Annotated in this window: 28 protein-coding genes; 7 read left to right on the plus strand and 21 right to left on the minus strand. The window is 43.4% G+C overall.

The genetic code is table 11. The features are described from left to right. Window positions 1-22 precede the first annotated feature (22 nt). The 4 genes from C2755_RS09970 to C2755_RS09985 are packed head-to-tail and all read left to right on the plus strand — an operon-like array spanning window position 23 to window position 2,387. The gene (locus tag C2755_RS09970; RefSeq protein ID WP_251368478.1) at window positions 23-526 is read left to right on the plus strand and encodes an MOSC domain-containing protein; all 504 of its coding nucleotides are present in this window, start codon (window positions 23-25) and stop codon (window positions 524-526) included. A 1-nt stretch (window position 527) separates the two neighbouring features. Then, complete coding sequence (locus C2755_RS09975) at window positions 528-923, plus strand: GNAT family N-acetyltransferase (protein ID WP_215321177.1); 396 nt, start codon at window positions 528-530, stop codon at window positions 921-923. A gap of 21 nt (window positions 924-944) precedes the next feature. Then, the gene (locus tag C2755_RS09980) at window positions 945-1,589 is read left to right on the plus strand and encodes a histidine phosphatase family protein (RefSeq protein WP_215321178.1); all 645 of its coding nucleotides are present in this window, start codon (window positions 945-947) and stop codon (window positions 1,587-1,589) included. 27 nt (window positions 1,590-1,616) lie between these two features. Then, complete coding sequence (locus C2755_RS09985) at window positions 1,617-2,387, plus strand: MipA/OmpV family protein (RefSeq protein WP_215321179.1); 771 nt, start codon at window positions 1,617-1,619, stop codon at window positions 2,385-2,387. 34 nt (window positions 2,388-2,421) lie between these two features. On the opposite strand, the gene C2755_RS09990 is transcribed toward C2755_RS09985, so the two are convergent. From C2755_RS09990 to C2755_RS10075, 18 genes are all read right to left on the minus strand, one after another. Then, on the minus strand, window positions 2,422-3,225 hold the full coding sequence (locus tag C2755_RS09990) for a sulfite exporter TauE/SafE family protein (RefSeq protein ID WP_215321180.1): 804 nt from the start codon (window positions 3,223-3,225) through the stop codon (window positions 2,422-2,424). Window positions 3,226-3,388: 163 nt separating this feature from the next. Next, window positions 3,389-4,492 carry a patatin-like phospholipase family protein gene (locus tag C2755_RS09995; protein ID WP_215322373.1) on the minus strand — a complete coding sequence of 368 codons (1,104 nt, stop codon included), beginning with the start codon at window positions 4,490-4,492 and terminating at the stop codon, window positions 3,389-3,391. 55 nt (window positions 4,493-4,547) lie between these two features. Further along, on the minus strand, window positions 4,548-4,946 hold the full coding sequence (locus C2755_RS10000) for an MAPEG family protein (protein ID WP_215321181.1): 399 nt from the start codon (window positions 4,944-4,946) through the stop codon (window positions 4,548-4,550). Window positions 4,947-4,956: 10 nt separating this feature from the next. After that, a complete protein-coding gene (locus C2755_RS10005; RefSeq protein ID WP_215321182.1) occupies window positions 4,957-5,640 on the minus strand; it encodes a haloacid dehalogenase type II in 684 nt (227 codons plus the stop codon). 37 nt (window positions 5,641-5,677) lie between these two features. Beyond that, entirely contained in the window at window positions 5,678-6,361 is a 684-nt protein-coding gene (locus C2755_RS10010) for a DUF2461 domain-containing protein (protein WP_215321183.1), read from the minus strand. 26 nt (window positions 6,362-6,387) lie between these two features. After that, a complete protein-coding gene (locus C2755_RS10015; protein WP_215321184.1) occupies window positions 6,388-6,819 on the minus strand; it encodes a DUF3106 domain-containing protein in 432 nt (143 codons plus the stop codon). A gap of 65 nt (window positions 6,820-6,884) precedes the next feature. Beyond that, window positions 6,885-7,841 carry a sodium-dependent bicarbonate transport family permease gene (locus C2755_RS10020; RefSeq protein WP_215321185.1) on the minus strand — a complete coding sequence of 319 codons (957 nt, stop codon included), beginning with the start codon at window positions 7,839-7,841 and terminating at the stop codon, window positions 6,885-6,887. A gap of 56 nt (window positions 7,842-7,897) precedes the next feature. Then, window positions 7,898-8,794: a cation diffusion facilitator family transporter gene (locus C2755_RS10025; RefSeq protein ID WP_215321186.1), complete on the minus strand. Its 897-nt coding sequence runs from the start codon at window positions 8,792-8,794 to the stop codon at window positions 7,898-7,900. A 69-nt stretch (window positions 8,795-8,863) separates the two neighbouring features. After that, window positions 8,864-9,625: a YoaK family protein gene (locus C2755_RS10030; RefSeq protein WP_215321187.1), complete on the minus strand. Its 762-nt coding sequence runs from the start codon at window positions 9,623-9,625 to the stop codon at window positions 8,864-8,866. A 76-nt stretch (window positions 9,626-9,701) separates the two neighbouring features. Continuing rightward, window positions 9,702-10,715: a cytochrome d ubiquinol oxidase subunit II gene (locus C2755_RS10035; protein WP_215321188.1), complete on the minus strand. Its 1,014-nt coding sequence runs from the start codon at window positions 10,713-10,715 to the stop codon at window positions 9,702-9,704. Between the two features lie 2 nt (window positions 10,716-10,717). After that, a complete protein-coding gene (locus tag C2755_RS10040; RefSeq protein ID WP_215321189.1) occupies window positions 10,718-12,070 on the minus strand; it encodes a cytochrome ubiquinol oxidase subunit I in 1,353 nt (450 codons plus the stop codon). Window positions 12,071-12,625: 555 nt separating this feature from the next. Further along, window positions 12,626-13,147 carry a hypothetical protein gene (locus C2755_RS10045; RefSeq protein WP_215321190.1) on the minus strand — a complete coding sequence of 174 codons (522 nt, stop codon included), beginning with the start codon at window positions 13,145-13,147 and terminating at the stop codon, window positions 12,626-12,628. A 15-nt stretch (window positions 13,148-13,162) separates the two neighbouring features. Beyond that, window positions 13,163-13,654: a peptidoglycan-associated lipoprotein Pal gene (gene pal, locus C2755_RS10050; protein ID WP_215321191.1), complete on the minus strand. Its 492-nt coding sequence runs from the start codon at window positions 13,652-13,654 to the stop codon at window positions 13,163-13,165. Between the two features lie 84 nt (window positions 13,655-13,738). Next, complete coding sequence (locus C2755_RS10055) at window positions 13,739-14,092, minus strand: hypothetical protein (protein ID WP_215321192.1); 354 nt, start codon at window positions 14,090-14,092, stop codon at window positions 13,739-13,741. A gap of 75 nt (window positions 14,093-14,167) precedes the next feature. After that, a complete protein-coding gene (locus C2755_RS10060; RefSeq protein ID WP_215321193.1) occupies window positions 14,168-14,593 on the minus strand; it encodes a BLUF domain-containing protein in 426 nt (141 codons plus the stop codon). A gap of 105 nt (window positions 14,594-14,698) precedes the next feature. After that, the gene (locus C2755_RS10065; RefSeq protein WP_215321194.1) at window positions 14,699-15,088 is read right to left on the minus strand and encodes a tautomerase family protein; all 390 of its coding nucleotides are present in this window, start codon (window positions 15,086-15,088) and stop codon (window positions 14,699-14,701) included. Window positions 15,089-15,238: 150 nt separating this feature from the next. Continuing rightward, a complete protein-coding gene (locus tag C2755_RS10070; RefSeq protein ID WP_215290234.1) occupies window positions 15,239-15,550 on the minus strand; it encodes a cytochrome c, class I in 312 nt (103 codons plus the stop codon). 10 nt (window positions 15,551-15,560) lie between these two features. Continuing rightward, window positions 15,561-16,781: a molybdopterin-dependent oxidoreductase gene (locus C2755_RS10075; protein WP_215321195.1), complete on the minus strand. Its 1,221-nt coding sequence runs from the start codon at window positions 16,779-16,781 to the stop codon at window positions 15,561-15,563. A 548-nt stretch (window positions 16,782-17,329) separates the two neighbouring features. Here C2755_RS10075 and C2755_RS10080 point away from each other — a divergent pair. Continuing rightward, on the plus strand, window positions 17,330-17,719 hold the full coding sequence (locus C2755_RS10080) for a hypothetical protein (RefSeq protein WP_215321196.1): 390 nt from the start codon (window positions 17,330-17,332) through the stop codon (window positions 17,717-17,719). Between the two features lie 163 nt (window positions 17,720-17,882). Here the strand turns inward: C2755_RS10080 and C2755_RS10085 are convergent, their stop codons facing one another. The 3 genes from C2755_RS10085 to C2755_RS10095 form a co-directional block, all read right to left on the minus strand. Continuing rightward, window positions 17,883-18,092: a BrnA antitoxin family protein gene (locus tag C2755_RS10085; RefSeq protein WP_215321197.1), complete on the minus strand. Its 210-nt coding sequence runs from the start codon at window positions 18,090-18,092 to the stop codon at window positions 17,883-17,885. An 11-nt stretch (window positions 18,093-18,103) separates the two neighbouring features. Further along, window positions 18,104-18,382 (minus strand): BrnT family toxin, encoded by a 279-nt coding sequence (locus C2755_RS10090; RefSeq protein WP_215321198.1) that lies wholly within the window; start codon window positions 18,380-18,382, stop codon window positions 18,104-18,106. Window positions 18,383-18,541: 159 nt separating this feature from the next. Next, the gene (locus C2755_RS10095) at window positions 18,542-19,438 is read right to left on the minus strand and encodes a LysR family transcriptional regulator (RefSeq protein WP_215321199.1); all 897 of its coding nucleotides are present in this window, start codon (window positions 19,436-19,438) and stop codon (window positions 18,542-18,544) included. A gap of 83 nt (window positions 19,439-19,521) precedes the next feature. On the opposite strand from C2755_RS10095, the gene C2755_RS10100 reads away from it, so the two are divergent. Beyond that, complete coding sequence (locus C2755_RS10100) at window positions 19,522-20,481, plus strand: sodium-dependent bicarbonate transport family permease (protein WP_215281181.1); 960 nt, start codon at window positions 19,522-19,524, stop codon at window positions 20,479-20,481. A gap of 15 nt (window positions 20,482-20,496) precedes the next feature. Continuing rightward, entirely contained in the window at window positions 20,497-21,351 is an 855-nt protein-coding gene (locus C2755_RS10105; RefSeq protein WP_215321200.1) for a DUF6671 family protein, read from the plus strand. Window positions 21,352-21,400: the final 49 nt, after the last annotated feature.

The following is a 21,400-nucleotide window of genomic DNA, read 5'->3' on the forward strand; positions in this document are numbered from 1 at the left end:
TTGTAATATGTAAACACTCCATATGAAATTCAATGCCTATATTCAAGCCATCTATCTAGCAGCGTCTGCTAGCAAGCAGATGCTATCTGTCAGCACTGCCAAAGCCATAGTTGGCATTGGCCTTGAAGGTGACCGTTATGCGCTAGGTACGGGCGCCTATTCAGCCATCGAGCCAACTAAAGTGCGTCACATCAGCATCATCGCCCTATCTGCCATCGATACAGCAAATGATTGGTTAACAGCTGGGGATGAACCGACTTTTGATGGCTCTGAAACACGCCGTAATATTGCGCTTGCAGGCATTACGGCATCTGAACTCAATGCGCTCGTGGGCCAACGATTTCAGCTAGGTGACATTCAGCTACTTGGCACAGAACTATGCACCCCCTGTGAAAGACCGGCGCAATTACTCGGCAAGCCTAGTTTCATGGAGGCATTCGAGGGGCGTGGCGGCATTCGAGCTGAGGTTTTAAACTCCGGAGTCCTGGCTGCGGGTGATAAGCTCTTCATAAGAGATGAGGAGTGACATGATTCAATATCGCGACAACGCCACAATTAGCGCTGAGCAAGCAATCGATCTATACAAGCGCTCCACTCTTGGAGAGCGGCGCCCTATTCACAACGTTCAAACATTTACGGACATGCTCAATAACGCTAATCTCACTATTACCGCTTGGGATGGCGAAACTTTGATGGGCATTTCTCGCTCGCTAACTGACTTCTCCTATGTAGCCTATCTTGCGGACTTAGCCGTTGATGAAAAATATCAACGCTCTGGGATTGGCAAGCAACTGATTGAGGAAACCAAAGCGCGCCTTGGTCCTGAATGCATGATCGTACTTTTAGCAGCGCCTAAGGCAAATGAATATTACGGACATATTGGCTTTGAACACAATCCGCGCGCCTGGACTCTCAAAAAGTAATTCGGTCTTTATCATTGCCATATGACTATTACTCGATTTTGCTTAGTTCGCCACGGTGAAACTGACTGGAATGCCGCACGACGCCTTCAAGGCCACACTGATATTGACCTCAATGCCAGAGGCTTAGCTCAAGCAGGGCAAATGGCGCGTGCCCTCAAAAATATGAAGCTTCAATTTGACGTTCTATATACCAGCGATCTTCAGCGAGCAGCAAAGACTGCACAAGCGATTGAAGATGTATTCGAAACCTCTGCGATACCCAATGCTGGGTTAAGAGAGCGTCATCTTGGTGCTCTACAGGGACTCACTACCGATGAAGCCCCGATACGTGAGCCAGAACTTTGGAAATCTCATCTCAGCAGAAATATTGAAGAGAGCTTACACAATGGAGAAAGCATTCAACAATTTGCAGATCGAATTAAAGCTGCGCTTGTGGAAATCTGCGAAGAACATTCAGGCAAAACTATTTTATTGGTAAGCCATGGAGGCGCATTGGATATGATGTACAGAATTGCGAGCAATCAAGCCTTGGATGCAGAAAAGGCCGTTACCGTACCTAACGCCTCTCTCAATTGGATCAGTCATGATGGACTTGCCTGGAAGGTGAATAGCTGGGCAGATATAAGCCACCTTCAGGATTTGGCTCTAGATAATCTAGATCTCTAATGGCCCGTAAGGGCTTATGATGCATACATGAAATCGATTTTTCGCATAACGGCTCTTTTAATTGCCACTGCAATCCATATTCCCGCCTACGCGTTGGATGATATTCCGGACGCGCTTCCGGATCGCATCGTTGGCGATATCGGTGCGGCCGTTTACACCTCTAATTTACATATTGGCACCGAAGGGACTCAATCCTTAGCTCTGCCCTATGCCTTTTTTGACTATCAGCGTTTTTTCGCTCGCATTGATGAGGTGGGGATTAAGACTTTCAAGATGGGTTACGGCTACTTTGAAGTCATCGGAAAAATTAATTTAGACACCTACAAAGTAAAGTCGTCAATCAATGGCAACTCTATCAACCGAAGCGACCCAATACCCCTTGGCCTGGGAACCTTTCAAGAGACGCCGATCGGGGGATTTTTTGTTAATGCTTATCATGACTTTGGTAAATCAAAAGGGGCGCTCTATGAATTTTTATACTTCGCCGAAATTGAAACCTATAAAAAAGTAATCCTCTATCCGCAAATTGGTATAGAACGACAGTCAAGTCAATATGCTAACTACTACTATGGCATCAGCCCTGGAGAGTCGACAGCTACTGGTTATGGAGCTTATAGCGCACCAGCGACGAACAATCTTTTAGCAGGACTCATGGTAGAGATTCCGGTAGTGGATAACTGGTATATCAATGTATATGGCAGACGTAAATGGATGGGTGGCGGAATTAATAATAGCCCAGTCATGAATCGCTCATTCCAAGACAATGTCTTTATGGCACTTGCGTATCGCTTTAAGTAAGAAGATAGAAGCTGGCTTACTCTAGATGGCGACTTTAGAAAGACATGGCCAAGATCGACAAGCCTGAAATTAACATCACCAGCTCCATCAGCAGCAAAAATTTCTTTTCCGGTAACGCCAGAACAATTTTCTTAGAAAAGATCGAGCCCACCAAAACACAGCCTCCAATAAGAAGCCCCTGAATGATTGCGGTTACATTGAGAAAGCCTAGCTGATGAAATGTAATTCCCTTGGTAAACAGAATAGATAGGGTACTTGCCGCCTCTGTTCCCAAGAAGGCGCCCTTCGTGAGGCCGTAGGCTAAAAAGAAGGGGGTGTTGATAGCGCCAGTAGTCGCAACAATCCCAGTCAAATAGCCAATAACAGCCCCAACCAGGGCCATCTGCCAAAGTTTTAGATAAAAATTTTGGTTGCGCATCCAGCGACGAATCGGAATTAACGCGATTAAAAATATTCCTAAAGTTATTTCAATTAATCGCTCATTAAGTTGTACGAGCATATTCACGCCCAATATCGTGAATGGTATTGCAGCTAGACTATATACAAAACATACACGCCATTGAATTACGTTCCACCACAAAAAAATGCGAGAAAGATTAGCTACGGTAGCAACCAAAGCTATGACGGGAATTGCCTGAATGGGCCCATAAAAATAGACCAAAGCGGGCATCAATATGATGGTGGTACCAAAACCAATGACGCCACCTAAAACCCCAGCGCACAGGCCCAGGGAACCGAGTACTAAGGCCTGAAGACTCAGGTCAGACAAAGTCGCCCATCTGGGTAAAATTTTGCATTGGCATATTAACGTCCTTGACAAGCCAAAGGCATTTCCCACAAAGGCTTGCCTTGGCTGAAATCACAATTCACCCCTTCTGGAGAAGTGGTGCTGGCAAGGCAACCGCTCAAGATGAGAGCAAATAAAGCCACAGTCAAAGTTAGGAATATTTTGTTCATTTGCGATACCTCACTGGAAATACAGTTTTATAAATAGTTTTGTATTAGGCCCAAAATGCTTTCATCATTGCAATATCAGCAATGCCCCTATCGTTTCCATACTTCAAATAAGGTGCAATCCATTTTGGATCAAGAAGATTCTCTACCTTAGATAAACCAGGCGGAAGACCAACAACAATGTGCTTGGTCTTTGTGCCACCGCCCTCCAAATCCTTCACCTCTTGATTAATCGTATTGGGCAGAGAAGATAAACGCAATCCCTGCTTTTGCTCATTGATCGTTCCATCGCCCAAAGAAATCACAATGGCTCGTTTAACGCCGGCAATAACATCGCTATGCGTGCTACTTTGGCTCATGCCGCCATCCATACATAACCTATCTTTTATGAATGTAGGGCCAACCTGGCCTGGTGCTGAAGAGCTTGCGGCACAAGCAACGTTAATAGGAACATTATCGGCTTTTGACACAACAATACGCTGTCCCGTAAAGCAATCAATAGCCGTAGTAAACATTCCATCTGAAGGCCAAGCAGACGCCGTTAGCAGCTTCCTCATTACCTTGTAGTGATTGGCTACACCATCAGGATTGAACGAAGCCATCGCAGCTTTGCCGATGCGCTGAATGGATGCAAGAGATCCATCGTGCACAGTCAACTCGGCACGCTGCGCCCTTAATTGAGAAGCATTAAATTTTAATGCGGGCATCATTTCTGCAAGCAATTTTGGGAAATCCGCAAAAAGATCCATCTCACCCATAAGGCGCCACATGTGCCCAGATGTCAGCATTGCACCAAATATTGAACCTGCAGAAGTTCCGACCACAACATCTGCAACACTTAAATCTACGCCGGCCTTCTTAAGTGCATTACAGTACCCGGCATACCAAGCAATCAATGGAGTTCCACCTCCACCTAATGCCAAACCTCGATCCTTCCCTTGCGCAAACGGATTCTTAAATGGAGCTGGATGAACCAAACCATCATTCCAACTCGCCGTAGATTCAACATCTTTTTTAGCTGCCAAGGCCTCAACTTCGGCAATGGTTTTTAGTGGCAAATTTTGGGCCTGGGCTAGAGCTTGTGTACTGGCAACTGCCGCGATGCCAACAGCGGAAGTTTTTAAAAAATTGCGGCGTGATGATGCAGTCATATAGCTTCCATAAGTAATGCTCGATTTATAGCAGACCCTAACGGCAAAGGATCGTTTACACAGCGATCCTGTAGAGAGACCATCCCAAGTTCAATGCAACCAATGCAATAAGCGTGAAAAAAGTGAATTTCATTCCAAGCACACGCTTGCTGAAATCTGGCGGCGGAGTATTCATGCCTTTTGCATGAATCAAGCGCCCAATAATGAGTGAGACACCTGGAATAGCCATCAACCACCAAGGGGCGCCATTTAACTCAAGACAAGCTATTAAGATAACTCCCAAAGGAATGTATTCGGCAAAGTTTGCTTGGGTACGAATAGCCCTCTCGAGATCTTCGTGACCACCACTTCCTAAGCCAACCTTATTTTTTCTTCTTAAACCAATGACCGCAAAAGAGAGCTTGATAAAAATAATTGTTAGGATGGCGGCAATGATGGATGTAATTAAAAGCATTCATATCTCCTTAGATAACTTCTAATACCTTGCTTAAAGAATTACCTTCATAGTTTGGTTTTTCACCAATCTCTTCAAAAGGGTGGCCAAGACGATTGACCCAAAATACATCAAAACCATACCACTTTGCAGCTAGAGCATCCCAAGCATTGCTCGATACAAAGAGAATTTCTTCTTTCTTCACAGAAAATGCCTTTAATAGCAATTCATAGGCCTGTGGGGCCGTTTTAAATAAGCGGACATCCTCGATAGTGACAACTTTATCCAGGTAAGGCTTTAAGCTATTACTCTCGACTACGGTTGCCAACATTTCTCTGCTGCCGTTAGACAAAATCGCAGTAGAGATTCCTTTCTGTTTTATTGTTTTGAGGACATTAAGGCTATCTTCAAAGCCAGTGAGCTTGGCATACTGGTCCATCAACCGCCCCTCATAATCAGGGGTGAGATTTAGGTTCATGCGCTTACAGACATATCGCAATGAGCGAATGGTTAGCTCCCAAAATGGGAGATAGTGCGAACTGCCATTGGGATTGGGATCACTCATCGTCACCAGGCGAGTGTATTCAATTTGGCGATCGCGCCACATTAAAGCAAAGGCCTGCCCATGACCCGGAAATAAGTCTTCTGCCAACTGCCCCATGGAATACACATCAAATAACGTGCCATAGGCATCAAAAGCGATTAGCTTATACATGTGTTTCTTGCTTTCTAGTATGAATTTCTATTGTCATTTAATCAGAAAATTTAGCCAACGCATGCCACCCAAAACTAAGCAGGGGAAGCATATCTTTAGCAAAACTAGTGACTTCTTTAATTAACTCTTTCGAGCAAATCGTTGATCTGGGCAACTGCTTTCTAATAATCCAACCCTTGAGCTTGATAGCTCCCTCAATCTCTTTAGGAACATCATTAAAGCCTCTCGGAATTCGGGCCAATGTGTTGGAATAATCCAGCTCATAGCCTTTTCTTTTTAGAGACTTCTCAAGAGATAGCCAGGCCTTAGGGTTATCTAAAATCCCCTGCCTGAGTTTTTTGAGATTGTGGGCCTCTGGTTGTAAATAACCCGCAGCACATCTACTTCCTAAGGGGTCTAAACGAAAATACAAAACGCCGGGAGAGTGCTTGTCGCCGGTTCTCGTAAAGAGCCCGCTGGCATGCATGTTGTAAGGATGCTTTGCTTTTGAAAACCGAGCATCTCGATTAATTCTAAAGAGAGATTTTTTAGGATCACCCCACAAGGGCACATCTTTTTTAGAGAGACTCTCAGACAGGGCGTCTGTAAAGTGCCTCATCGGTTCGCGCACAAATTCTTCATATTCTGAACGATGCTCAGAAAACCAAACCCTAGTTTGATTGTTGGTAAGCTCTTCAAGAAATTTGAAAGCTTTCGGACTAAATCCAATAAATTCACTCATTGCATTAAGGGGCGAGGATGGCAAGCCTAACTCGGTTTTTTAAACCGGTTCTGCTTTTCCTCAGGACTCATGTTGTCCCATTTAGCTCTTCGTGCTTTTATTTCTGCCTGCTCTTCTGGTGTTAGTCCATCAAAGAAATATTTTTTCTCAGCTTTCATTTTTTCTTTTTGTTCATGAGTAATGGATCGCCATTGTGCCTTCATTTTTTCCTGAACTAGCTTGCGATCTTCAGGGCTTAAGGCCTTCATTTGATCGCGCCTCTGATGCCAATACGCTTTGCGCTCTTCTGGTGTTGCCTTCAGCAATGCAGCATCTATTTGCTTCATCTGTTCAAAGCGCTGATCAAAGGTGAGATTGATATTGGCCAAAGGATTTGGTGGCTCGGGGAGGGCAGCAGCAGCCAAGGAAATTACAGCAACACTAAATAGCGCTCCAACTACCCATTTTTTAGAAATCATCGCCTCATCTCCTGCTGGTTATGAACCATTCTAATCCCGGTCAGGACAGAGTCAACCAGCCACATCTAGTAAGTTAGACCCGCAATATAAGCGTAAAGTGGAATCCCCAAAGTGATATTGAAGGGGAAGGTAATTCCCAACGACATTCCCATATATAAAGCGGGGTTTACTTCTGGAAGTGCGTGTCTTAATACAGCTGGCACAGCAATATAAGAAGCGCTCGCGGCAAGCACCATCAATAAAACAGTATCTCCCAATGGTAAGCCAAGTAGTTTGCAAAACCCCAGTGCGATTGAGGCATGAACCAAAGGGGCACCGATTGCATAAAGCAAAGTAATGGGTGGCTTACCCTTTAATCCCTCAAAGTTCTTAGCCGCCATCAAACCCATATCTAGCAGGAAGAAGGCCAGCATTCCCTTGAACAAATCGATTGAAAATGGGGCCATTATTCTTTGTCCGCTGTCGCCACTGACTAAGCCAACTATCATCGAACCCAAAAGCAGTAGTTGTGCGCCATCAGTAAATGACTCATGAAGAATCTTTGACATGCCTGTGGACTGCGTCGAATTAGTAGCTGATGATCTTGCTTTATTCGCCAACAAGATTGCCAGAATGATTGCCGGCGACTCCATCAAAGCCATAGCGGCCGCCATGTGTCCACCAAACGCAATCCCATATTGATCAAGTGCTTGTGTCGCAGTAATAAACGTAACGGCACTAACCGAACCATAAGTAGCTGCAATGGCGGCTGCATCATAGTTATTGAGTTTGGCTCTTAAAACCATATACCCCATGAGAGGAATGATGATTGCCAAAAATACTGCGAGCCCAAGCGCCAAACCTATCTCAAGAGTAAATCCTGATTTATGCAGAGCAAAGCCGCCCTTCAAACCCAACGCCATCAATAGATAGAGCGATAAAAACCTAGCAATGGGCTGAGGAATTTCTAAATTGGATTTAACGGCGCCAGCAAAAGCACCAAAGACAAAGAAGAGAATTGCTGGATCCAAAAAATTATTCATATCGATATCTTAGGTAATTTTAGAAGTTCTTGTATTGGCCCCACAGTGCCTGAGGGTTATACAGGATCGATATGCGTCATGACATTGAGCACCGGCAATTGTTTCTTGATTTCATTGCCCGCGTTTAAAGCAATGTCGTGCCCAACCTTGACGGTGGCATTGGCATCCACATCAATATGGACATCTACCAAAATCATATCGCCCATCTTACGAGTACGCAGATCATGAAAGCCTCTAACGCCATCAGTAGATTTAATGATGTCCTCTATCTGACGATGCTCTTCCTCCGATACCGCCCTATCCATTAAGTCATGCAGGGCATCCCAACCAAACTTCCAACCCATTTTTGCCACCATTAAGCCAACCACTAAAGCACCAATAGCGTCAAAGATTGGGTGCCCAAATAGAGCGCCAACAATACCAATAGAAACGACTAATGAAGAAGCTGCGTCAGATCTGGCATGCCAAGCATTAGCTACCAACATTGAAGATCGCACACGCTGAGCTACTGCCAGCATGTATCTAAAAAGAAGCTCTTTTGCAACTAAGGAGGCCAATGCAACATACAAAGCTAGGGTTTGAATTTGTCCGGCCGCTACTGGATTGATAATCTTTTCCCCGGCTTTAAAAAGCATGCCCGCACCAACAGCCAATAAAGAGATTCCTAAAAATAGAGAGGCAGCAGTTTCATATCGTTGATGGCCATAGCGGTGATCTTCATCCGCATCTTTAGCGCTATGGTGATTGGCAAAGAGCACTACAAAGTCTGCAACTAAATCTGTCGCGGAGTGAATGCCATCTGCAATCAAACCCTGAGAGCCAGACGCAATACCTGCAAATACTTGAGAAACTGTCAGGCCGATGTTCACAACGACACTAACCAATGTGCTCTTCTTCCCGGCCTGTTGTTTGGCAGGCGTTTGTGATTCGTGATCTTCTATTTCTTTATCCATTACCTGATACTAGCAAAGAAGGGGGTGTTAGTGTCTCTTGGTCGCCCAGGACGGAGCCAAACCAGAAGTTCAGAATGATCGATCCTTAATTGCAACCCTAATATCTTGATAAATCTGTAAGCCGGCAATGAAGATAAGGGAAAGGGATAAGGGCACTACTGAAATATAGCCAACCCTTTTAAAGCTTACCGCACCAATAATTCCACCCACCAAAAACATTCCAAAAATAAATAGGTGGGTTTTGAGTTTCTCCCTGTTGGCCTTGACATAACCACTCACATTGGCTTCTGGTGACTTATTCCAATAGATCAACTTACCCAACTCAATACCTATATCAGTAATGACTCCCGTCATATGTGTAGTTCTTATCTCTGCTCTAGAGGCTTTTGTAACTATGGCGTTTTGTAGGCCCATCACAAAACATAAAAGAAGAGCAATCGCCGGGACAGTTATAGGCAAGTAGATATTCAAGTTGGCCCCCACCAAACCAAACACTAGTAGCAGGATGGCCTCAACCAACAAGGGCAAAGCAAACTCACTATGGATTTTTCTTCTATGCCCCCAATTAATAAGAATAGCAGTGGTTGCCGCCCCAAACAGAAACGAGAGCAAAAGCGAGATGCCACCTAAAACAGAAATAAAATTATTGAGAGCCAGGTCATCGCCAATAGCAGAAATGATGCCACTCATATGAGAGGTATAACGAGCAATCGCTAGAAACCCACCCGCATTCACCGCACCCGCTACAAATGCCATATAGGCGCCCAGCTGAACATTAGTCTTATGAGAGCGCTGAGCGCTAGTTAAAAGCTGAATGAACTTAATTGGCATTGAAACTACATTCTAAGGCCCACACCGATTAATCAGTTGGTGAAGTACCCATTGAGGGGGCGCTCTAACTATTGCTTTAGTAATAACTCAGTGGCTCGGTTTTTCCCCAAAAGATTTTGTAGGAATAAATGGTATATCCAATGATGGTTGGCAGCACAACTATAGCCCCCCAGAATATGACCCATAATGACTCCGTAGCTGAAGCCGCCTCCCAAATCGTCATTTTGTCTACAACGATGTAAGGGAACATGCTGTAGGCGATTCCTAGAAATGCTAAGACAAAGATGGCTACGCTTAAAGCAAAAGGAACCCAAACAGGAGCGGGCTTATTCTTCTGCATTTTTAACAAGTTCAAATCGATAAAGATAAAACAAGCCAAAGTCAAAACTGGAAATGGCAATAAGAAAAAGACATTGGGAAAGTTAAACCACTTTGCCGCAATCTCTGCACTAAAGAATGGTGTTGCCACAGAAATGATCCCAACACCCAGGGCCGTAAATAAGAGGCATCTTCTTGCCCAGCCCACCGCCTTTAGCTGTAACTCGCCAGAAGTCTTCATAATCAGCCAGCCAGCCCCCAATAGGGAATATCCAGCAGGCAGACAAAGCGCCACGATAAAAGAAAATATCCAACCCAAGTATCCGGAGTCAAAACCGATCACCTCTCTACCAACCATAACCCCTTGAGATGCAGCGGCCAAGAAGCTGCCAAAAAAGAATAGAAAGTTCCAGACTGCCTTCTGACTCAAATGGGCTTTTGCACGAAAGTCAAAAGATACGCCTCGTAAAATTAAACCAGCCAACATGATGCCTACAGGCAAATAGAGCTCAGTCAAAATAATTCCATGCGCCATTGGAAAGGCAATCAAGAGAACTCCGACTCCGAGCACCAACCAAGTTTCATTAGCATCCCAAAAAGGACCGATTGATGAAATCATGATGTCTTTTTCTGACTCACTTGCCTGATTCAATAAGATGCCAACGCCTAAGTCATATCCATCTAAGACAACGTAAGCAATCATTGCAATGCCCATTGCCGCCAAAAAGAAAAGGGGCAACCAACCAGATGGTTCGTATAAATTAGGAATCATTCTTATGCTCCAGCAATACCGTTAGTCAAACCTGGTTTTTGCCCATCAATAATATGTACGGGATTAGCTTGTCTTGCCAAATAAAAAACAACCCAAATATAAGAAACAATAAGTCCCAAATACAGAGCAAGGTACATCACGAGCGTACCCAAAACCATATTGGCAGGAACTTTAGTAACTGCGTCAGCAGTTTTTAGTACTCCACTAACAAGGTAGGGCTGTCTGCCTATCTCCGTCACATACCAGCCAGCAACTACGCCAACCCAACCAGAAAAAGTCATCACACTGAGAGCCCTTAAGAGCCAGTTTGGTAGTTCTTTATTTTTTCTTGTGAGATAAAACCCAACGAATGCGGTTAAGAGCATCAACATGCCAATGCCGACCATAATGCGAAAGGCAAAGAAAATGGGGGCGACTGGTGGAGTTGCACCAGGGAAGGAATCCAAACCCTTCACCTCACCTGCAAATGAGTGTGTCAAATATAAAGATGCGAGCTTTGGAATAGCTATTTCGTATTTATTGGCTTTAATACTCTCATCTGGTATCGCAAATAAAACGGCGGGGGCACCTTTTGTTGTCTCCCAAATTCCCTCCATTGCCGCTACCTTTGCAGGTTGATACTCCAACGTATTTAAGCCATGCGAGTCTCCAAGAACAATTTGCAGTGGAGCTAACACTGCCGCCATAGTCATCGCCAACTTGATCAGCGCTCGACTGCCAGAAAGATCAATGCCCTTCAAATATCGATAAGAGGAAATGCCTGCAATTAAAAACGTTACCGTCAAAAATGATGCTGTCATCATATGCAAGAGGCGATACGGCATGGAAGGATTAAAGACAATCTCAATCCAATTAGCTGCATGTGCTTGACCATTAATCATCTCAAACCCTTGCGGGGTTTGCATCCAAGAATCTAAAGCAATGATCCAAAATGCCGATAGTGATGTACCGAAGGCAACTAAAAATGTAGCGATAGTGTGAGCTCTTTGAGAGACTCTTTTGGAGCCAAACAACATAATTCCTAAAAAAGTTGCCTCGAGGAAGAATGCCGATAAAACTTCGTAGCCAAGCAAAGGTCCTGCGATATTGCCAACCGTTTGCATATATCCAGGCCAGTTGGTTCCAAACTGAAAACTCATCGTGATACCACTAACAACCCCCAGGGCAAAAGTTAGAGCGAATATCTTGACCCAGAATTGATAGGCTTGGCTCCATACTGAGTCGCCAGTTTTATTAAATTTAACTTTGAAATAAAAAAGCACCCATCCCAGTGCAATCGATATTGTTGGGAAAAGAATGTGAAAAGTCATATTCGAAGCAAATTGAATTCTGCTCAAAATAAGCGTATCTACCATTTTGTTGCCTCTTATTTTTAATGTGCTTTTATTATGCTCTTTACCTTTCTAACTTGCTGATGCTGGTTTAATGGGCTTACCTCAGCATCGCATGTCGCTTTAACGATATTGCCTAATATGAAAAAACCACCCGAAGGTGGTTTTAGTGTCTCCTACATCCTATAACAAGCGCAGCACAAAATTTAAGGCCTCAACCAACATCTGCTAGCCGGCCCCTGTATTGGCATATATCCTTGATTACCAGTACTTAAAAGGCTTTTCAGCATCTACATCACCGCCTAAAGCCCTCATGCTCGTATTGCAATGCGGACAGGTAAGGCCATCCCACTCAGACAGATGATTACTCGAGTGGCAACTAGTACAAACCGGTGTCCTACTAATTTCAGTATTAATACTTCCTGGATGAGCCACTGTATAAGCATCAATCGTTGAACAAGATTTACAAACCATCGCCACCCTAGAAGAGTGAAGACCAACCTCTCTGCCTATGCTACTAATGCATTCAAACTTACAAGAGCGGCACACAAATTTATATCTAGCCATACATGTATCTCGCTAATTCTTTTTAGATTGAAGCGCTAATTTCTTCATGCGGGCATCTTGAATAAGCAATTGCCTTTCTTGATTGGCCACTCCAATAGTGATCTTTCTGGCTATAAGATCCGCATAAACACCATCAATCTTTTTAAAAAAATCTTCGTAAACCGCTTTCTTTTCGGGGCTTAAGCCCTCCAAAGCAATGGGTCGACAGGAGTTTGCTTCAGCCAAATAATTTGTCAATGCCACAGTTTGCTGATCCGTTAATTTATCTGCGGAACTAAAGAGGGCTTTGGCGTGAGGATTGCTTCTTGTGACAGCGATGATTTGACTGTCCGCTAACAACGCATCAGCACTTTGATTGCTGTGAATGATGCAATCATTCAGTCGCTTAGTTACAGACCCCGAGTGATCTGGTGCTGGAGCCATCATTGGTGATTGTGCCTTAGCAACCTGTACTGGGTTATTGGGTATAACGCTTGTCGCACATCCCCCCAGGAAAGTAACTCCTATCAAACTTAACTTAAATATGTTTTTCATTGAGTGGCCCATTAGTTATTGATAGACAAAATCAGCGCGGCGATTTTCTTTAAATGCCGCCTCTGTCTGAGCTGGGTTAGCTGGCTTTTCTTTTCCAAAGCTCACCGCCTCTAACTGAGATTCACTGACGCCCTGGGCAAGTAACGCCTTCTTAATGGCTTCTGATCGTTTTTGACCTAGGGCAAGGTTGTACTCGGTAGTTCCACGATCGTCGGTATTGCCCTGGATGATCACAAAAGCTTTTTGCTTTTGAAATGCCTTTAAGTAAGAAGCATGCGCGGAGATTGTTGATGCATATTTTGGGTCTACGGTATAGCTGTCAAACTCAAAATAGATTGAGCGCTTACCATAAACACTAGACTTCGGATCACTAATTGGATCGTAAGTAGAAGAGCCTCCAGCGTTAACAGTGGTGACGCCATTGGCATCATCTAACTTAACGCTACTGCAAGCGGAAACAAATAAAACCAATAATGCCAATGGCACTATTTTTACAAATTTAAACATGATGAGGTTTCCCCAAACATGGCTACACCTTAGTAGCCAAATAGCAAAGAGGCACGCCACTAAAGCATGCCCAACCTAAGAAAATTAGGCTATAGCTTTGGGTGGTTTAAACGCTGAGTCGGGAAAGTTTTGCGTCAACAAAACTTCATTTGTCATAGCAAATTGATGCATGGTAGTTGATGGAAGAAAAACAGCAATTCCAATCTCGCTAATATTTGCGGTTACATGGCTCATCAGATACATCGTATGAACCTGCTCTTTGTCATCGGTCGAATCAGAGCTGTTATGTGCTTGCTGTGAAGCTGAGGCATTGTTATAGCTGCCAGCAAGCTCTGCCCGCTCAATTGCAGACTGGATAAAAATAGTTCCAGCTGCCGCCTTAAATGCAATCAAGAAGAGGCATATCAATAGAACGAGTGTTTTACTACGAAGCAACATGGACAAATTCTATACCTGATTACCAAATTTGTCGTTTTAAACAATGCCTACAAACTGGGCTGAGGATATTTAATCCTAATTTTGATCGCCCTTAGCTACTAAGCGCATGATTCTCAATAATTCAACATCATGGCTTGGAAGACCATCCAGCAGGCCAACTAGATGCGGAACATCCTTAGCAATTTGATCACCCCCATAAAACCTTAAGGCCCAATTGGGAAACAATCTTTGGTCAATCTCATCGAGCTCAATTCGATGCAGAACCTTATGACGATAGTCTTTTTGAATTTTTCCCCAAATGAACAAAACATCCTTTCGCTTACCCTCAAGAATCTGGGCGAAATGGCCATTCTCGTAGAAAAGAGCCCCCGTAAGCTCATGGTCTAAATTCCACTTTCGGGCAACATCAAACAGATGGACTAGGCTTGAAAGGCCCATGTCATGAGTTGCTTTGCTGATATAGCTCAGCTCAACCAATTGATTTGGATCGTCAACACTCACTTATTCTCCCGGCCTATAAAAATAACTATGAAAACTAAAGCCAGTTTGTTCTTTTAGTCACCAAGCTTAAATGGGCAATAACCCTATCGACTGGGGCCAGGATGCCTAATTCTTGTCTGCATATTGCATTTCGCCATTGCCAAATGACCAATTTTCTTTGCTTACCTCAAGCAAGTTAATAAAAATATCTTGAGGCCTGACTTGAAGCTGTTGCACCAAGGCCTCACAAATGGCTTTATATAGTTTCTTCTTTGCCTCTATGGACCTACCAAAACTTATGGTCGCTTGAATAAAAATGATGCCCTCTGAATATTCAATTCCTAAATAGCTTTTTGGAATATTTAATTCTGATGCGTCGTGTCTAGTAATAACCTGAAACTTATCGTCTTCAGGAACGTTGATTTGCTCGCGCATCACGTTATAGATAATGTCCCCGACTTGCTGAGCAAAACTCTCAGAGTGTTTTTTACTTAAATCAATTCTGACTAATGGCATCACTATTCTCCTTAGATTCATCTATCTTAAACAGATGCAATTAATTGCGCAGAAGCTTGAGAGATTGCTAAATAAAAAACCACCCTCGGGTGGTTTTGGTGTTTCTTGGAGGACCGGCACGGAATCAACCAGGGCCGAGGATGTTTAATTCTATTTCCTGTTTGCCCCATAAGTTTTATTAAGGTAGTCGACTATGACTGGAACCTCCTCATCAGTAATGGGCGCCTTAAATACATTTTTCATCCTTAAAACTTGAGCATTCCAATAGCCAACTCCTGTATTGGGCGGTTGATATTCTGCATAGTGGGCAGAGTGGCAGGTAGAACATTTCTGTAAAGTCAGCTGATAGCCAGGCAAATCTGATGGTCGCCATAAAACAGTATCAGCTGGTAACTCAATCGTTTTAGCTTGTGCCATTTGTGCCAAAGCAAGAGCAGATAGAAGGAGGATAGTTTTTTTCATATTCTTCTCCTTAAACCGCTGTGACTTTTACAGTCTCAACAATATTTCGCATATAGCCTGCAGGCATCCAGCTTGCAGTCATGGGCTGAACTTGGCCAGCATGATTAAATGCTCTGACCCTTAAGTCCAATATCCCTTTTTGTTTTGGCGTAAATTCAATGCGCCACTCTCTAAATGAGAAACGTCCAAGGTCTTGACCCAATCTAGCCTCTGTCCAATTTTGTCCATTGTCCTGCGAGAACAAAACTTTCTTTATTCCATAGCCCGCATCAAAGGCAATGCCTCGGGCTTGAACCGGCTTACCAATAGCGACAACGCTACTGTCTGTGAAGTTCGTAATGAATGAGCGAATCGTAAACTGATTAATAGGAATCGTTTTTGAAGGTGCGGTTCCAGGCGCAACACAGTTACAGTCATTATCAGGAATGCGATAAGCAGGATTCATCCAATAACCGTTGTATACATCATCAACCACTTTAATTTCACTAAGGTGCTTAACCCAATATGTTCCGTAGTAGCCGGGAACAATTAACTTGATTGGATAGCCGTTTAAGAAAGGAATATCTGTGCCATTCATTTGATAGGCAACCATCACATTGCCGTCCATGGCGTGATCAATATCTAGGCCTTTTACAAAATCTGAATCGCTTGGGAGAATTGGCTGATCCAAGCCATTAAAGGTTACTTGCTTAGCTCCGCCGCCGGGATTGGCCGCCTTCAAAATATCTTTTAAGGCAACGCCAACCCAAGCGGCATTACCCATCGCACCATTACCGAGTTGCCCACCATTCACTCTAGGCTCAAATAAGCCGCGACTATTACCAGAGCATTGATTAACAGCAACAATGCGTTGCGATGGAAAGTTTTTCTTTAACGACTCTAGAGAAATCTCTAAAGGCTTTTCTACATTGCCCCCAACTTTTAGTCGATAAGTATTAGGGTCAATGGATGTTGGAATGCCGGCCATGTGATAGCGTACAAAGAATTCATCATTTGGCGTAATGACATGATTGTCGTAATACTGAAATGGTGTTTCTAATTGTGGGGGCCTAGAGGTCAGCACAATCATGGGCTTCTTTTCAGGAAACGCCATGAGTTCGCGCTCACCATAGGCCATAGGTAAATTTGTTTTCTCTGCGCCCATTGCCCAAGATGGCAATAATGAACTGGCTCCACCAGCCAATGCGGCTGTAATGACTTTCCGTCTATTGGTAAAGTTCTCTGAATTCATGGATGTCTCCTCCATAGTATTTTTGGTTCAGGTAAGAATAGCTACTTTTAAAGAGGCATGCGTTGGTGATTACCCTCATCGAGCATTAAAAATGTCGTTTTAAATGATATTGCGAGCAACCGCCATTAATAAGCTATATGCTTAAATCGACGCAGGGCAGTCAAATTAGTTTGCCCTTTTGAAGGACAGTTCTTGCATGCAATATCCGAGACCAATGGCGCCTAACCTTGGCAAGCCTTAAAAGAAAATAGCCCAACAAGTAGGCTATTGAGATTCTTAGTGGCCCGGGGTGAATCGACTGGGGCCGAGGATGTCTAATCCTTGGTGGCTATTTAAAAATCTTTAACGCGCCGCAATAATAGAAATCCTTATAGCGTTTTTTAGTACTAAAAATCATCACTAGAGCTAAAGTATTACCCGCTCTTGGCAAGAAGGTTGACTTAGGACAAGTTTTTCTAATAGGCGCAAGCAGAGTATTGACGCGCCGCTAACAACATAACTGTAGGGGAGAAAAATCACTTATAATTTTTAAAACTATAAAGGGTGCTATGAGGAAATTGCTTGTACTAACGCTGTTTAGCTTACTGGTTGCTTGCTCACAAAATCCTAACAACTTAACATTAAGTTGTTATGGTGCGGCCATTAAGACTGAAGCAAAACAAGAGGTAGTTACACCTCAGGTTACACGAACTTATAAGTTCCAAAATTACAAGATTGATGATTATGATTGTGCTCAACAAGCCAACATCATCAGTTGTAACTTTATAAAAGAAGAAAGCGGTACCAGGCAGCGTAAACGCATTATTTACGATACAAGCACGCAGTCATTCGCAGAAATTGATGCTATTTGGGCTGTTGGTGAAAAGATAAATCCTAATGAACGCAATATAGCCAGAACAGAGTTTCTTGGTAGGTGCCAAAAGCCACTCCTAAACTAAACGATTTTTTTAAACAATATCTCGAGTCCAGAGGAATGTTGGAGGGCCTGAGACCAATAGTGGCTAACCAATCCGATCAAATAAAAAATCACTCGAAGATGTTTCTTGGTGGCCCGGAGTGGAATCGACCAGGGCCCCTGGAGACACTCATCCTAGCTCTAGACTACTTCCAGCTAAGGTTCAATTTCTTATGCGAAAGGGCGCAATCTCTTAAATAGAGATTAATGAGGCTTTGATAAGGAATGCCCACCTCTTCTGATATAGATTTGAAGTAGCTCACTGAATCCTCATCCAATCTAATGGTAATGGGCTTCTTGAGCATGGAAGCATATGGATTTTTACGGGCTTTTGAGAAATCATATTCATTACGCATCTTCATCACCTTTAATAAGATTTTGACTCTTTAGGGGTTGCCTTACGAGCCGAAATAATACGAATGACATTACCCTCGCTTCGATAACAATGGCAAACCAAAATCACACGAAGAGAATGGCTTACCCCCAGCAAGATAAATCTGTCTTCGTCCTCCGAATGATCGGGGTCGGAAATTAACTTAGCACTTTCATCATAAAACACAGATTTCGCCTCTTCAAATGAAAAACCGTGTTTCTTCAGATTGGCTGAAGCTTTTCTAGGTTCCCATTCAAATCGTAACGAAGTCATATGTACATTGTACATACATCAGCTGGGATAAGCAACCAGGGTTAAAAATCCTGAATCACGCAACCTTTCCGAAAGACCAAATGAAAAAACCACCCGAAGGTGGTTTTGGTATTTCTTGGTGGCCCGGGGCGGAATCGACCAGGGCCTAGGATGCCGATCCTATTTCCAACTTTTAGCCTGTTGAGATAGATGCTTCTTAAAGATTGTGGCTATTGGAGATAACTTTTTGCCTTTGGGGCTCACAAGGTGCCAGCTTGATTCAATAGGAAATTCTTTACATTTCAGTATGGCAACCTCTTCTTGGTCAGTCTTATCACCAAGAGAATACTTGGATAGAACTGCGATACCGAGACCACCTATAACTGCCTGCTTTATTGCTTCGTTACTTCCAAGCTCTAACCTAACATTAGGTCTGTACTTCAGTCTTTTGAAGTGAGCATCCGTTGCCATTCTTGTGCCAGAGCCCTTTTCTCTAAAAATAAACTTTTCACTCTTGAGCGCACTAATATCAATATTCTTTTTTTTGGCAAAAGCATGATCTTTTGGGGCAACTAATAACAAAGGGTTGGGCATAAACACTTCGTCCTCTATATCAACATGAAGTGGTGGCTGGGACATGATGTAAAGATCATCCAAGTTTTCTTCCAATCTTTTCACTACACCATCACGATTGAGCACCTCTAGAGAAATATCGATTTGAGGATACTTCGCGCAAAAAGTTCCCAATATTCTGGGAATGAAATATTTAGCGGTACTTACCACTGCTACTTTTAACTTTCCTCGTGTTAACCCTTTGACGCTATTAACTTGCTGTTCGAAAGAATCCCACTCCCCAGAAATCGCACGAGCCGTCTTAGCCAATTCATGACCCATTTGCGTTAAATGTACTTTCCTGGCTACCACTTCGTAGAGGGGCACCCCAACAGCATCCGTAATTTCTTTTAAGCCCATAGAGGCCGTTGGTTGGGTAACATGAACCATCCGCGCCGCCGCACTGACACTTCTAGTCTCAGCCAGCGCTAGAAATAGTCTTAACTGCCTAAAAGTAATATTCATCAGCATTTACCTATATATAAACGTATTAATATCGATTTTACTTTACATATAAATTTCCCTAAGATCGCCCCAAAGGACAATTTATGAATATCTTGCTAGATCCCACCATCCTCTTTTTCATCTTCGGCATCTTTGCGGGCCTAGTGAAATCCAATTTAGAAATTCCACAGCCCATTTCTCGATTTCTTTCGCTATATCTACTGATGGCTCTGGGATTAAAAGGTGGATTTGCTTTAAACAAATCAGGCTTTACTCCTGAGATTGCTATTAGTCTTGGTCTGGCGATCACTTTAGCAATAGCCATTCCGCTATTGGGCTACAACTTTCTTAAATACAAACTAGATAAACTGGATGCCGCCGCGATTGCCGCTACTTACGGATCTATTAGTGCGGTTACTTTTATTACTACTACACAGGTCTTAGATCAAAGCGGTATTAGTTATGGCGGACACATGGCCGCGGCAATGGCCCTCATGGAGTCACCCGCCATCATCATCGCCATCATTCTTGCCAACAGAATTCGTCAACAACGCTCAGGCAATGCCAGTGGCCACACTTCATTGAGCAAGATACTTCACGAATCATTTACTGATGGTGGGCAACTACTCTTATTAGGAGCCTTAGTAGTAGGGCTCATTTCAGGTGATTCGGGTCACAAAGTCATGGCGCCCTTTTCGATTGATTTATTTAAGGGTTTATTAGCATTCTTCTTGCTCGATATGGGATTGCTTGCCGCTAAGAGTTTAGGGGAACTCAAAGGTAAGCCTTCGGTGACTTTAGCTTATGCCTTCATCGCGCCGCCTACCCATGCGATGATTGCCTTGGGTTTATGCCATATATTTCATATCTCTCTGGGAGATACGATCCTTTTGATGATTTTGGCGGCAAGCGCTTCTTATATTGCGGTTCCAGCAGTATTGCGCCATGCAATGCCCGAGGTAAGTCCAGCCTTGTATATGGGCATGTCCCTTGGCATCACCTTCCCTTTAAATATTATCTTAGGCATTCCAATCTATAGCGCAGTAGCCAAATATTTTGTTTAAAAACATCAAAATAAAATGCCAATTCATCCAAAACCCTATTCTGGACTCAAGGCGAGTTTGCTAACTCAACATGGCAAAGAGTCGGTCATTTGTCCACAACTCCTTGACTCTAATGGCTTAGAAGTTGTCCATATCTCTGGGTATGACACAGACGAACTAGGTACCTTTACTAGAGATATTCCAAGATATGGCTCCCAACTAGATGCCGCCAGAAAAAAGGCTAGGGTTGGAATGGAATTATCAGGTTCTATGCTTGGCATTGCCAGCGAAGGTGCTTTTGATAATGATCCCTATACGGGCATGCTTGCTTGGAATTACGAGTTAGTAGTTTTAATAGATGACATACGCAAACTTGAAGTTATTGGTTTTTTTGGCGGGCAAGCTCAAAGTACCAGCCGGCAAGTATCAAGTTGGGATGAATTAAATGCGCTTCTTTCAGAGGCACAATTTACTACCCATCAATTAGTCGTTCGACCTGATGATGAATATCACCCAGAGTGTCGTAAAGGAATCAAAGATCTTGAGTCTTTGAAAGAAGCGTTCGATTGGGCAATTAACCTTTCAAAAAAGGGAAATGTATTTGTAGAGAATGATTTAAGAGCACATACCAATCCCACGCGTATGGCCAACATATTGAAAGCTACACAAGATCTCTCAAGAAAGATGAATTCTGTATGCCCAGAGTGTGAGTCACCTGGCTTCTGGATCACAGAAAGAAAGAAGGGCTTGCCATGCTCTAGCTGTGAAGCGCCAACAAATCTGCCAATAGCTAATGTATGGTCATGCGTAAAGTGTGCGTACAAAAAAGAAGAAATGTTGCTGGATCAAATCAAGGCGGATCCATCAAAGTGCGATTACTGTAATCCCTAAATATATTTGTCGTTTAAAACGACATTGCCAACACAAAGATGAATAATTG

It is taken from the genome of Polynucleobacter sp. MWH-S4W17 (genome assembly GCF_018687535.1).
Lineage (GTDB): Bacteria > Pseudomonadota > Gammaproteobacteria > Burkholderiales > Burkholderiaceae > Polynucleobacter.